The sequence below is a fragment of the Lacipirellula sp. genome (assembly GCF_965279485.1).
Lineage (GTDB): Bacteria > Planctomycetota > Planctomycetia > Pirellulales > Lacipirellulaceae > Lacipirellula.
Genome location: NZ_CBDIIC010000002.1, coordinates 3,755,282 through 3,768,178 on the forward strand (window position 1 = coordinate 3,755,282; position 12,897 = coordinate 3,768,178).

Below are 12,897 nucleotides of genomic sequence, written 5' to 3' on the forward strand. Positions count from 1 at the left end.
TTTTTAACGAGTTCATCATGTCAAAAATCAAAGCAGGCATCATCGGCACTGGATTCATTGGCCCGGCTCATATCGAGGCGCTGCGGCGGCTCGGGTTCGTCGAGGTCGCGGCCGTGTCGGAGCGGGATCAGGGGCTCGCCGATCGCAAAGCGGCGGAGCTGTCGATTCCGAAGGCGTACGGCGACTACAAGCAGTTGCTCGCCGATCCGGAGATTCAGGTCGTTCACAACTGCACGCCGAATCATCTGCACTTCGGCGTGAACTGCGACATCATCGCGGCCGGCAAGCACGTCATTAGCGAGAAGCCGCTGGCGATGAACTCGGCCGAGTCGCGCGAGCTGGTTAATCGCGTCGAGAAGGCCGGGGTGATCAACGCGATCAACTTCAACTATCGCTACATGCCGCTCGTGCAGCAGGCGCGGGCGATGTGCCAGAACCACGACGACGTGGGCCGCGTGCTGGCCGTGCAAGGGAGCTACCTGCAGGATTGGCTCTTCAAGGAAACCGACTGGAACTGGCGACTCGTGCCGGAGCTATCGGGCGACTCGCGGGCCGTGGCCGACGTGGGGAGCCACTGGTGTGATCTCATTCAGTACGTCACCGGGCTGAAGATCACTCGCGTGATGGCGGACCTCGTGACGCTTCACCCCACGCGGAAGCGGCCGAAGGTCGAGGTCGAGACGTACGCCGGCAAGGTGCTGAAGCCTGAAGAGATGGAAGACGTTGCGATCGGCACCGAAGATTACGCGTCGATTCTGCTCGAATTCGACTCGGGCGCGCACGGCGTGATGACTGTCAACCAATGCGCGGCAGGGCGGAAGAACCGGCTGTTCTACGAGATCAATGGTTCGAAGTGCGGCTTGTCGTGGGATCAAGAGAAGCCGAACGAACTGTGGATCGGCCATCGCGATCGGCCGAATGAAGTCCTCATGAAAGACCCGAGCCTGCTCTACCCCGAGGCGCGTGAATACGCCCACTATCCGGGCGGACACAACGAAGCGTATCCCGACGGGCCGAAGAATCTGTTCCGCAACGTCTACGGGTTCATCGCCGGCAATCGCAAGGGAGGCGACTTCGCGACGTTCCTCGACGGGCACAACGAGATTGCGATCTGCGACGCCGTGCTGAGGAGCGGACGGGCGAAGCAGTGGGTTGACGTCGCTTATTGAGGTTGCGGTTTTAGTTTCTCGCAAAAGCGCCAAAACGCGAAGGAACGCAAAGAAGATAAAGAGTGATTGGACGGATCGATTTCGTTCAATCGCTCTTTTCTTTTTCCTCTGCGCTTCTGCGCCTCTGCGAGAAAATTCTTAAAACGATCTCTCGCAGAGGCGCGGAGGCGCAGAGGGATGAATAGCGAGAGCAGATAATTAGTCGCGCCTTTTGTCTTCTTTGCGTTTGCTTTGCGTCTTCGCGGCTTTGCGAGAGGAATCTACGCTTGCTTACTAATAAGCGTCGCGATTTTGCGAGCAGTGACGCTCAGCGGTAGATCGCCAAGTTCTGCGAGCGGCGTCCAACGTACCGGGCTTTCCTCCGTCGACTTGAGGCGGCCGCCCGTGGCGCGGGCTTCGTAGCATTCGAGCGTAATGCGGTAACGCGTGACGCCGTGTTTGATCGTCGTGAGGAGCGGGCCTGGCTCGATGTCGACGCCCGTTTGTTCGCGGACGTTGTCGACGAGTTCGCGGCGGACGAAGAGGGGGCCTTCGCCGTCGAGGGCGAACCGCGGGAAGTCCCACATCCCTTCCCAGCGTTCGCCTTTGGCTCGTTGCCGCAACAGCACGCGGCCCGACTTGCGGACGACGACGGTCCCTTCGCGAACCGCGGTGACTTTCACTTTGGCGGCGAGCTTCGGGATTTCATTCTGCAGCCCCCCGGCGAACGCGGCGCAGTGGGCGGTCACAGGACAAACGTCGCAGCGGATGTCGGAGGGTTTGCAAACCAGCGCGCCAAGTTCCATCAGCGCGAGGTTGTACTCGCCGGCGCCGGTGATCGGCAGTAGCGATTCGGCGGCGTTCCAAATGTGCCGCTGCCCTGCCCCGCCGACGACTTCATGGCGGTAGCCGGTAAGACGAGCAAGAACGCGTTGCGTATTCGTTTCGACAATCGGCGCCGACACGTCGTAGGCGAACGACGCCACGGCGCCTGCGGTGTACCGGCCAACGCCGGGGAGCGCCATCAGCGTCTTCACGTCGCGCGGCAACTGGCCGTCGTGCTCGCCGACGATCACCTTCGCGGCGGCATGCAACCCGCGAGCGCGGCGGTAGTAGCCGAGGCCCTCCCACATGCGGAGCACTTGCTGCTCATCGGCGGCGGCCAAGTCGTGCACGGTGGGGAACGCTGCGACGAACGCCGTGAACTTCGGCCCCGCCATGGCGACGGTCGTCTGCTGCAGCATGATCTCGCTGAGCCAGATCTGATACGGATCGCGCGTCCGCCGCCACGGCATGTCGCGTTTGTGCTTTGCAAACCAAGCAAGCAGCCGGCGACGGAACGACTGGCGTTCTTTGGGCGAGGCGAGCGTTTCGGCGGTGCAGTCCGTTGCCATCGCCCTATCTTAATGTGTCTCTCGCAAAGGCGCAAAGCCGCAAAGGAAACGCAAAGAAGAACAAGAGGTAAGCACTGGCCCGCACTCCCTCTGCGTCTCCGCGCCTCTGCGAGAGGTTTATTCAGAAGAACCGGCCTCTGGCAGAGGCGCAGAGATTGCGGAGAAACTCCCCGCACGTTCGCATTTCTTTGCGTTCCTTCGCGCCTTAGCGGGTTTGCGAGAGAAAACCAGCTCCGCCAGCCGGTAACCGGGCTGATTTGACCATTCAGTCGATTTAAGGTAGTATCAGGGCACTAAAGATAGCGAAGGCGCTGCTAGACGCTACGCCAAGGCGAATGATTGAAATTCGCCAGCGGCGTTACTTCTCGTAGATCTAGCCCTTCGTCGGGACGACTTCTCCGATAGTTGTTCCGCTTGTTGATTCGCTGTGCGGGTCATTTTGCTCTCTTATGCGAAGGTCGCTCTGAAGACCTTCCATTGCCCGGCCACTTGCTGGTTTGCACGACGGCGCGGCCGTGCGCTCTACCCATATGATGCGTGCTGGAGAAAAGACGAAGTGTCGCAAGGAACGATTAAAAAGTTGACCGACAAGGGTTTTGGATTCATTGAAGGCGAGCGCGGAGACATCTTCTTCCACTCGTCGTCCGTTGAAGGCTCGGGCTACGACAGCCTGTACGAAGGCCAAGCGGTCTCCTACACCGAAGGCCAAGGACCGAAGGGCAAGCGGGCCGAGAACGTCCAGCCGGTCGCGTAACTGACGAGCGACTGCGGCAGTCGATTCATCGGCTGCCGCAGCCTCCATTCGATGCGATCGCCGCCGCGCAGCCACTGGAATCCGGAGGTTCTCATGCTTCAGAAATTCGTCGACGAGTCGTGTAAGAAACCCGCTCCGCTCTACTCGACCCCCGCGGGAAAGGAGTGTCCGGTTTGCGGCAAGCGGTCTTATTCCTTGCGAGGAATCCACCCCCAATGCGCCGTCGTACAGGCAGACGCCCCGCGACAAGCGGCGCTGGCGGCTGCGAAACGCGAGCTCGCGCGGTCGCACGCGGCCGGCGACGCCGAGTGACGCTGGACCCGCTCCACCCGAGGGATCGCCGATGTCAGTCGAGGAAGTGAACGTGGACGAACCTATCGCCTCCGAGCAGGCGGAATCGCCGCTCGCCCATTTTTTTACCGCCGCATGGCGCAACGCCGAGTCGTCGATCGCCCGGCATCGCGAGCATTTCGAGGCGTTGTCTGAAATCGACGTGATTTTCAATGTTCTGACGGCGTTCAGCGACGAAAGTCGCGAACGCGTCGCCCGGTCGATGTTAATTCAGACGCATGGGGCGCTGCGGGCCGCGTCATTGCTTGCGCTCAGCGGGCAAGTCGCCGAATCCTATTCGCTCATGCGTACCGCGTTACGAGCCGCTATACACGGCGTCTTCATGGCGGGCGACGAGGAGCGGCAACGGATTTGGCTCGCTCGCGTCGATGACGATCGGTCTGCCGACCTGAAGCGAACCGCATTCGCCAATGGGCTGATGCTGCGTCACTTGCGTCAACTCGACGCGGCGACCGCGGGCATCTACGAACGGCTGCATCATCGAACGATCGACCGCGGCTTGCATGCGAACTGCCACGGCGGCGGCAGCGAGAACGACGCCGGCTCGTCGGCGGAGTCTGGCTGCGACGACTTCGCGCTCGACGACGAAGTGCAGCGATCGGCGCTCCGCTCTGCGGCGCAGGTCGGAATCTGCACGCTCAGCATGTTTTACTACGTCTACGGCGACCAGTTTCGGAAGCACAAGCTCGACGATCGACTCGCGAAGCTTCGTCACGGCCACTAGTCGCATCAACCCCCGTCGTTTGGCGGGCGTTCAACTCTCAAATCAGCGGACCACGAATGATCGATGCCCTCAAAGAAGAACAGATCGTCAACAAAGTCGGCGGTCGCTTTAAGCTTTCGGCCCTCATCCAGAAACGGCTGGCTGCGCTAAATTCCGGCGCCCGTCCGTTGGTCGATCTCAAGACGAAGTTTCCGATGGAAATCGTTATTCAAGAGATCCTGCAGGACAAGATCATGCTGAACGCTGACGATAGCATTCGCATCGTCGAGCAGCGTCGGCAAGGGCCGATGGACTTCGATCTCTCACTGCTGTAGGCGTTACGCCGCTTGCTGCGGATCGAACAATCTTACCCGCGAACTGCGTGCGGAATCGTGCGCGTAGAAGCTGAGTAATCGATGGCCAGCTTCCGTTTTGACGGTCGCCTCCAAGTATCGCACAGCCTCGTTTCTCCCAATTCCTTGGCGGTAGATGGCCGCGAACGCCGCCTTCAGCTCGTGTCGTTCGTCGATGGTGAAGCCCGCGCGCTTCATGCCGACGCGATTCTCTGCGACGACGGTTCCATCCTGATCGGTGATGCAGAACGGGGGAACGTCTTGCGTGATGCGAGCCAGAATTCCCACCAGGGCTAGCTCGCCGATTCGCACATGCTGGTGCACGGCGGCATTCCCCGAAACGATGGCGTTGGCGCCGACTTGAACGTGCCCGCCGAGCAGCGCCCCGCTCACGAGGATGACGCCGTCGCCGAGCTGGCAGTCGTGCCCCACATGACTGTTCGTCATGAGCATGCAGCGGTCGCCGACCACGGTGGCGGAGCCTGGCGCCGTCCCGCGATGAACGGTCGCCCCTTCGCGGATCGCCGTCCCTTCGCCAATGCGGCAAAAGGAAACGGCGCCGCCGTATTTGAAGTCTTGGGGCGAGTCGCCGACCGTGGCGAACGAATGGATGCGACAACCTGCGGCGAGCGTGGTGTGTCCCATCACGACCGAGGAGGGCAATAGTTCGCAGTCGGGGCCGATCTCGACGTTGCCCGAGACGATGGCGTGCGCCCCAATCGATGCACTCGGATGAATTTCCGCTGCACTATCGACGACGGCTGTGGGATGGATTGGCATTGAGGTTGGCGAGCCTCGCAGAGATAGGGGCGCCGGTCAATTCCAATCGATGCTTGCATCTTGTGCGTGAGAGGCTGGATTTCTCTCGCAAAGCCGCCAAGGCGCAAAGAAAACGCCGAGAAGAAGTAGGTAAGTCTTGCCCGCACTATCTTTGCGTCTCCGCGCCTCTGCGAGAGATTTATTCGAAAGAAGCGACCTCTCGCAGAGGCGCGGCGTGCGCAGAGGAATTCCCCACGCATTCGCATTTCTTTGCGATCCTTCGCGCCTTGGCGGCTTCGCGAGAAAGTACCAGCCCAGCTGGATCAATTACGGCGTGAAGAGATCCGCCGTCGCGCCCGTTCGCGGCGCCACGAAATCTTCCGGCGCGAACGCGAAGCCCGCGACGACCACTTGCTTCGCATCGCCCGTATAGCCGGCGATCGCTTGGCTCGGATTGGCAACGATCGCGCCGACGACAGCGACTTCCTCGCCGAACTTAAAAGTAATTTTGTCCATCAATACTTTGTTGACCGAGACGGTCGAGCCGAGCGGCGTTTCGATCGTGTACTCGGTCCACTTCCCTTGCGGCTGCAGATCGGTGACGCGGCCGAGCAGCAGCACGCCTTGATTCGGGCGGCGGGGATGCTCAAGCCAGCGGCCGGCGATCATCGCGAGGTCGTTACGACGGGCCGAGTCGCCGACGGCGCCGCGGAAAATCAGCTTCGCGGCCATCTGCTTGGTGACCAAGTCGTTGCCGAACTCTTTGGGATCGGTGAGCGTGAACCGCTCGGCGAGCTTGCAAAGTTCGATGTACGCCTGCCCCATCGCGGCGACGTCTTCCTTGCGCGCGAGATCGCCGGCAAGGAACGTGCGATGGGCGGCGTCGGCGCTCGCGATGTGCGAACTCAAATCATCAACGCTGAACAGCGAGACTCCTTTCAGCTCACCGACGATCGGCGTAGTCGGCCAATGGATCGCTTCGACCGGCTCGACCGCGGCGGTCGGCATGACCTCGGCGTCGCGGTGCATCGTCGCAGCAGGCGCGTCGGGCTGTGCTTCCGCTGCGGCGGGCGCATCGGTCGCGGCCAACTCGTTGCCGGTCGGCGGTTGCGACTCGTCAGCGAAGTCGAGCGTCGATTCGCTAGGTGGCTGCAACGGCGCAGCGGCTTCAGCTAGCGGAGCGGCATCGACTGGCGCAGGCGCTGGCAAGTGATCGTCGGCAATGCTCAACGGTTCTTGCGAGGCGGGAACGACGCCGCCCGGCAGCATGGATGCGGGCAGCAAGTTGGCAATGCCGAGCAAGTCGCCGTCCGGGCCCTTGAGCCACAACAGCGCGTAACCGGCGAGGAAGATGCCAATGAACCCGCCGCCAACGACGCCGACGAGCGTCTTCACGACCGATGGGCGGCGTTTGCGGCGCTTCGGCGCGGAGCGTTCGAGTTCGTCGAACTCTTCGTCGCTGGTCCACTGTTCGTTCTCGGCCTCGGCGCTTGCTTCGTAAGTGACGGCGTCGTCTTCTGCTTCCGCCTCAGCGTAGTCGTCGGTTGCGTACTCTTCAGTAACGCTGTTCACTTCCGTTGCAGCGTTGGTCGCTTGGACGCGGCGCCAACGGTCTTCAAACGATTCGTCGCTGCCAGCATCGTCGCTACTGGAGTCGTCGTCGACGGCGTCGTACTCCGCGAGTTCGGCTTCGGCGACTTCGGCATAGTTCGCCGGTTCGAGTTCCTCTGCCGTCTGCTCATCAGATTCGAATTCGGCGAACGTCGGCGACGCAGCGACCGGCTCTGCAGGCTTGTCCTCGCCCGCGGCTGGCGTTGCAGCGGCAAGCGGCGCCGGCGGCGTCTTCATGAGGTCGGATAGCAACTGGTCGAGGCGGCTGCCGCCGAGTTTCAGTTCGTCGGCTGCGGTCGCGGCAGGCTGTGCGGTTTCTGGATCGGCGTCGCGGTAGGCGGCGTCGAGCGTGGCGCCGAACGTCGGCCGCGGGGCGTGATCGTTCGGAATGATGCGGTCGTCGATTTCGGCTTCGAACTCTTCAAACGAAGCCACTTCCGCCGTCGATTCTTCAGCGTCTTCAGTGTCGTCTTGTTCTACTGCTTCAGGCGACGGCGCGCCGGGCAATTGCCAACTGGAGGTCGATCGCAACAGCCGCGAGAGTTTGTCGTCGGTCGATTCGGCAACCGGTTCTTGATCCGGCTCCGTTGCCATGTCGTCGTCGACGATGATGCCGAGCGGCTCGCGCGTCGGCGTCGATTCATCCATCAGCTCGTCATCGCTCTCCGATGAGGGATGATGAATGTCTTGTTCAACGAGCCGCACCTTCGGAATGGCGCGAGGGGCGACCGACGCGAGCAGGAATTCCGCTTCGCAGATCGGGCACTCGACGAGCGACGTCGGCGTGAGGCCGGCCGGCAATTCGAGATGCGATGAACAGCGCGGGCAGAGGGTGATCGACGCCATGGAATTCCTACGTTTCGACTCCGTTACACTCATCCCGCTTCAGTGCGAGACGCGACAAATGCTCCGCCGCCGCGGGTTCTCAGTTTAACAATACGCCGGTTGTTTGTCGGCGGCAGCGCGAGAATTCTAGCGCCCGTCGGGACGCTAGCTACGCCGCGGGGCGAACTTCGATGTTGCGGGGCGTTTCTTCACGAACGCGACTGCCGGCAGTCGCCGCTGCAATCGCTACAGGCCGTAAAGTTCGCCGTACTTCGCGCGCATTTGTTCGATCCACGGGCCGTGGCCCAGCGGCTGTCCAGTGACGTTCAGCGCCAGTTCGCCCGCCGACCAGCGCTGGCCGTGGGCGTGGATGTTCTTGCGAAGCCACTCGAGCAGCGGTTGGAATTCACCTTTGCGGAACGCCGCCGGCAAGTCGCCAAGTTCCTTGCTCGCGGTCGCGAAGAACTGCCCCGCGTAGAGGTTGCCGAGCGAGTATGTCGGGAAGTAGCCGAACAGTCCAGCGCTCCAGTGGACGTCTTGAAGGACGCCGTCGGCGAAGTTCGGCGGGGTGATGCCGAGATATTTTTGGTACTTCTCGTTCCAGGCGGCAGGTAGATCTTTGGCTTGGAGATCGTTCTCGATGAGGGCCCGTTCCAGCTCAAAGCGGATGAGCACGTGGAGGTTGTAGGTGACTTCGTCGGCGTCGACGCGGATGAGCGACTGGCGAACTTCGTTGATGGCGCCGTAGAGTTGGTCGAGCGAGACGCCCTTCAGCGCTGCGAACTTCTGCTGTCCCTGCGGCAGGAAGTGTTCCCAAAACGCTCGGCTCCGGCCGACTTGGTTTTCCCACATCCGCGATTGCGATTCGTGGATGCCGAGCGAACATGCTTCGCCGGTCGGCAGGCCAAACTGGTCGGCCGGCAGCCCTTGCTCGTAGAGGCCGTGGCCTGCTTCGTGCAGCGTGCTGAAAAACGCGTCGCTGAAGTCGTTGATGTTGTATCGCGTGGTGATCCGCTGATCGCGCGGTCCGGCGCCGGCGCAGAAGGGGTGATCGGTCGTGTCGAGCCGACCGGCGTTGAAGTCGAAGCCGATTGCCGCGGAGGCTGCCTTGCCGAAAGCCTCTTGTGCGTCGACGGGGAAGTCGCGCTTCAGCAGTTCGCTGTCGGGCTTGCGCGAGCTGCCGACAATCTGCTCGACGAGCGGCGTGAGCGCATCACGCAACCCGCCGAGCGCGGCGGCGACTTCGGCCGTCGTGGCGCCCGGTTCGTAGTCGTCGAGCAGCGCATCGTACGGCGTGACCTTATAACCGATGGCCGCCGCTTCTTGCCGCTTCAGTTCGATCGTCTTCTCCAGCAACGGTTGGAACTTCGCGAAGTCGTCGGCCTTGCGAGCTTCGACCCACATCTGCTGGCCGAGCACCGAGGTCCGCGATAGCTCTTCGACAAGCGCTTGCGGCAGCTTCGTTTTTTTGTCGTACTGCCGCTTGAGTTGGCGAATGACCGTTCCTTCGACGCTGTGAGCATCAGCGGCGAGCGGACTGCCGACGAGTTCGTCGAGCCAACCTGCAATCTGCGGCGTCGTTTGCCGCTTGTGGATCTCGCCGGCGAGAAACGAAATTTGCTCGGCGCGGTACTCGCCTGCAGCGGTGGGCATCTTCGTCCGTTCGTCCCACTCAAGCAGCCCCATGATGCTGGCGAGCTTGGCCGTTTCGCGGGCTTGGTTGCAGAGGGATTCGTAGGCGGCGGTAGTGGACATATCAGTCGCTCGAGAGACAGTCGTGCTTCGGTGTGCAGGTGCGTCGATTGGTGAGCTATTGTGGCCGAAGATCAGCGGGGCGTCGATGGATCAGGCCTGTGAATGGCGATATCATGGAACCAGGGTCGGCAGCCCCTGAAACGTTCGCTTCGCACGTATAGAGATTCCCAAGATGCTCGACATCCTCGTCATCGCCCCGCACCCCGACGACGCCGAACTTGGCATGGGGGGCGCCATCATGAAGTTCATCGCCGAGGGGCGGCGGGTCGGCGTGCTCGACCTCACCAGCGGCGAGCCGACGCCGCACGGGTCGCTGGAGATTCGCGCCCGCGAAACGGCGGCGGCCACCAAGATCATGGGACTCGAGTGGCGCGAGAATCTCGGTCTGCCCAACCGCAGCCTTGAAGCGACGATCGAAAACCGCGCGAAGCTCGCCGCCGTCTTCCGCCGCGAAAAGCCAAAATGGCTCTTCGCCCCCTACTGGATAGACGCCCATCCCGATCACATCGCGGCGACCGAACTCGTCGATGCGGCCCGCTTCTGGTCAAAGCTCACGAAGACCGACCTGCCCGGCGAGCCCCACCACCCGGCGCGAATCTACAACTACTACTGCATCCACCTGAAGCAGGCGCTGCAGCCGGCGTTCGTGCTCGACATCACCGCCGAGTGGGACCGCAAGCTGGCGTCGGTGCGAGCGTTCGAAAGCCAGTTCATCACCGGCCGGCCGACGGCGTCGCCGACCTTCTTGGAACACTTCGAAGCCGAAGCAGCCTACTGGGGCAAAACGATCGGCGTGCGGTACGGCGAGCCGTTTACGAGCCGCGAGCCGCTTGGGCTGCGGTCGATGGGCGAATTAGTGTAGGCGGAGCGTATCGAAGACTAGATAGGATTACAGGATGTCGCGGATCGACTGGATGCGATCCTGTCAAAATTCGAAATGTCGACGATGCTGGATTGGTTTAGGCCGATCGTTTCGCAAATGCTATAATTGATGCATGACCGATCGCAGCCACTGGGTAGTCAAGAAGTCCACACTCTCGGAGCAAGGCTTCGAGGATGATCTCGCTCATCTATCGATGGGCGAATGTATGGCGTTGGTCTGGCCGCTAACAGTTCAAGCATGGGCGATAGCCGGTGAACCCGTCACTGAACAAGAATTTCAGAGACATGTTATCCGCGTTGAACGACGCGGAAGTTGATTACCTCGTGGTTGGCGCGTATGCCCTCGCTGCCTATGGCAATCCCCGAGCGACGGGCGATCTGGATATTTGGGTGCGTCCAACTAGCGAAAATGCGGAACGGGTGTGGGAAGCGCTCCGTCTGTTCGGAATCCCCAAGAGTTGGGTAAAGGAGCCGATTGAACTGACGGACTCGAACGCCGTTTTCAGTTTCGGCGTTCCGCCTGAGCGGATCGATATTCTCACATCGATCACCGCCATCGGTTTCGAGAACGCGTGGGGTAGTCGGAAAGTTGCCGACTATGACGGGGTTTCTGCGTTTGTCTTGCATTGGCGAGATCTCCTCGCCAACAAGCGGGCGACGGGGCGATTAAAAGACGCTGCTGACGCCGAGTGGATCGAAACAGCGATGCGTGGTCGCGGTGAATCAGTATGACCCGTTTGCTAGCGGCCGACCTGGCTTTTCCCTCAAGCGACCCTGCGGATTCTGCCGATCTTACCGACTGACGCGCACCAGCGGCTCGTGCTTGCACGCCGCCAATGCCGTCAAAACCGTGCCTTGAATGAAAGGGGGGCTCCTTTCATTGCGGTAGGTTCTTCTCCATCGTGCTGCGCCATTTGCTACTGCTGCTAGCAGTCTGCTCCGCCATCGCTTCGTGCGGCGGTTGCCAGATCATGCTTCCTGAGATGACTCAGGAACCGATCGTGCGCAACCCCTTCCCGCAGTTGCGTCGCGTGGCGGTCGCGCCGTTCTTCAATCAGAGCGATGCGCCCACGGTCGACGGTCGTGAATTCGCGATGGCGTATTTCACTGAGCTCCAGCTAACGCCCGGGTTCGAAGTCGTGCCGTTGGGGGTCGTCGAAGAGGCGATCATCGCCCATCGGATCGATCTCAACCGTCCCGGGGAAGCTCGCCGGCTGGGGCAACTCTTAGGGGTCGACGCCGTCGCCGTTGGTGCGGTGATCGACTACGCCGAATACTATCCGCCGCGGATCGGCATGCGCGTCGAATGGTACGCGGCAAATCCTGGTTTCCACGAAATTCCCGCGGGTTACGGCCTGCCCTGGGGCACGCCGGAGGAAGAGTACATTCCCGACTCGTTGGTATACGAATCGCAGATGGCGTTGTTTCGTGCGGAGATGCAGGGGATCTCGCCGCAGTGCGACGAGGCTTGCCAGCCGTTGCCGGCGCCGCCGACGGGCAATCAGCCGGCGCCAGTCGCGCCGCTCGTCGATCCGTCGCTTCGCGAAGACCACTCAGAAGACGACGATGGCGAGGACGCCGCACCGTCGCAGAACAATCCGTTCTTCGATCCGAATCAAACGTCAAGCCTCCGCGTCGTCGACGAGAACGTGCAACCGGCGCAACTCGAAGTCGACATGCCGGCCACGACTCCGGTGAAGACGCTGCCAGCGAAAGCCGCGACGGCGAAAGCATCGCCGGCCAAAGCGAAAGCAAAGGCGCCGCAGCGCGTCGCCAGCAATGCCGCCATAGCGAGCGCGCCGCAGGCTGTTGCAACCGCGCCAGCCGGCGCTCTCGGCGCTGCCGCTGCAGCCGCTGCAGGTTACCCGTTGCCGCCCGAGGCATGTGCTTGCGGACCCGACAACAACTTTGGCGGTTTGTACGCGATGGGCCCCGGTCGGGCTGCGTGCGTGCCGTTCAACGGCCCGGTGCTCTCCCACACGGGAATCTACAATGGCGCCGACGACAAGGTCACCGAGGCCTTGGAAGGATATGTCTTCTTCCGCGACGACCAGCGCTACGGCGGCTGGCAACCTTATCTGTCGCGCAGTAACGAGTACATCCGCTTCTGCTGTCACCTGCACATCTGCGAGATGCTGTCAGCTCGCGGCGGCGGGAGCGCAAAAATGGATGTGCTGATGCGGTGGCCCGAACGCCGATAAGGCGTAAGGAGCAATGGTTCGGTCAGCGCGAATCGGCGGAACAATCCGCACAATCGCGCAGGCGTCGCCGACGCCCACTTGTGGGCGGAACCAAACTCTCCGCGAGTGAGTTTTCAGGACAGAGACAGCGAGCAGGTCGAACGTTGAACGTTCGACGCTGC

General features: G+C 61.7%; 12 protein-coding genes. 8 read left to right on the forward strand and 4 right to left on the reverse strand.

Features of this window, described 5'->3' with window-relative positions; translation table 11 throughout:
- The first annotated feature begins 17 nt into the window (after positions 1-17).
- Complete coding sequence (locus ACQY7R_RS22675) at positions 18-1,169, forward strand: Gfo/Idh/MocA family protein (RefSeq protein WP_428307830.1); 1,152 nt, start codon at positions 18-20, stop codon at positions 1,167-1,169.
- A 260-nt stretch (positions 1,170-1,429) separates the two neighbouring features.
- On the opposite strand, the gene ACQY7R_RS22680 is transcribed toward ACQY7R_RS22675, so the two are convergent.
- Positions 1,430-2,542: an A/G-specific adenine glycosylase gene (locus ACQY7R_RS22680; RefSeq protein WP_428307831.1), complete on the reverse strand. Its 1,113-nt coding sequence runs from the start codon at positions 2,540-2,542 to the stop codon at positions 1,430-1,432.
- Between the two features lie 556 nt (positions 2,543-3,098).
- Here ACQY7R_RS22680 and ACQY7R_RS22685 point away from each other — a divergent pair.
- The 4 genes from ACQY7R_RS22685 (at position 3,099) to ACQY7R_RS22700 (ending at position 4,685) form a co-directional block, all read left to right on the forward strand.
- The gene (locus tag ACQY7R_RS22685) at positions 3,099-3,296 is read left to right on the forward strand and encodes a cold-shock protein (protein WP_428307832.1); all 198 of its coding nucleotides are present in this window, start codon (positions 3,099-3,101) and stop codon (positions 3,294-3,296) included.
- Between the two features lie 93 nt (positions 3,297-3,389).
- Positions 3,390-3,608: a hypothetical protein gene (locus ACQY7R_RS22690; RefSeq protein WP_428307833.1), complete on the forward strand. Its 219-nt coding sequence runs from the start codon at positions 3,390-3,392 to the stop codon at positions 3,606-3,608.
- 31 nt (positions 3,609-3,639) lie between these two features.
- Complete coding sequence (locus ACQY7R_RS22695) at positions 3,640-4,371, forward strand: hypothetical protein (protein ID WP_428307834.1); 732 nt, start codon at positions 3,640-3,642, stop codon at positions 4,369-4,371.
- A gap of 56 nt (positions 4,372-4,427) precedes the next feature.
- The gene (locus tag ACQY7R_RS22700; RefSeq protein WP_428307835.1) at positions 4,428-4,685 is read left to right on the forward strand and encodes a DNA-directed RNA polymerase subunit omega; all 258 of its coding nucleotides are present in this window, start codon (positions 4,428-4,430) and stop codon (positions 4,683-4,685) included.
- A 3-nt stretch (positions 4,686-4,688) separates the two neighbouring features.
- Here the strand turns inward: ACQY7R_RS22700 and lpxA are convergent, their stop codons facing one another.
- The 3 genes from lpxA to ACQY7R_RS22715 form a co-directional block, all read right to left on the reverse strand.
- Positions 4,689-5,483, reverse strand: a complete 795-nt coding sequence (gene lpxA / locus ACQY7R_RS22705) for an acyl-ACP--UDP-N-acetylglucosamine O-acyltransferase (RefSeq protein WP_428307836.1) — start codon at positions 5,481-5,483, stop codon at positions 4,689-4,691.
- Between the two features lie 306 nt (positions 5,484-5,789).
- A complete protein-coding gene (locus ACQY7R_RS22710; RefSeq protein ID WP_428307837.1) occupies positions 5,790-7,919 on the reverse strand; it encodes a hypothetical protein in 2,130 nt (709 codons plus the stop codon).
- 225 nt (positions 7,920-8,144) lie between these two features.
- The gene (locus ACQY7R_RS22715) at positions 8,145-9,653 is read right to left on the reverse strand and encodes a carboxypeptidase M32 (RefSeq protein ID WP_428307838.1); all 1,509 of its coding nucleotides are present in this window, start codon (positions 9,651-9,653) and stop codon (positions 8,145-8,147) included.
- 172 nt (positions 9,654-9,825) lie between these two features.
- Here ACQY7R_RS22715 and bshB1 point away from each other — a divergent pair, with 172 nt between their 5' ends.
- From bshB1 to ACQY7R_RS22730, 3 genes are all read left to right on the forward strand, one after another.
- The gene (gene bshB1 / locus ACQY7R_RS22720; RefSeq protein WP_428307839.1) at positions 9,826-10,515 is read left to right on the forward strand and encodes a bacillithiol biosynthesis deacetylase BshB1; all 690 of its coding nucleotides are present in this window, start codon (positions 9,826-9,828) and stop codon (positions 10,513-10,515) included.
- A gap of 305 nt (positions 10,516-10,820) precedes the next feature.
- Positions 10,821-11,267 (forward strand): hypothetical protein, encoded by a 447-nt coding sequence (locus ACQY7R_RS22725; protein ID WP_428307840.1) that lies wholly within the window; start codon positions 10,821-10,823, stop codon positions 11,265-11,267.
- Positions 11,268-11,437: 170 nt separating this feature from the next.
- A complete protein-coding gene (locus ACQY7R_RS22730) occupies positions 11,438-12,736 on the forward strand; it encodes a hypothetical protein (protein ID WP_428307841.1) in 1,299 nt (432 codons plus the stop codon).
- The last annotated feature ends 161 nt before the right edge of the window (positions 12,737-12,897 follow it).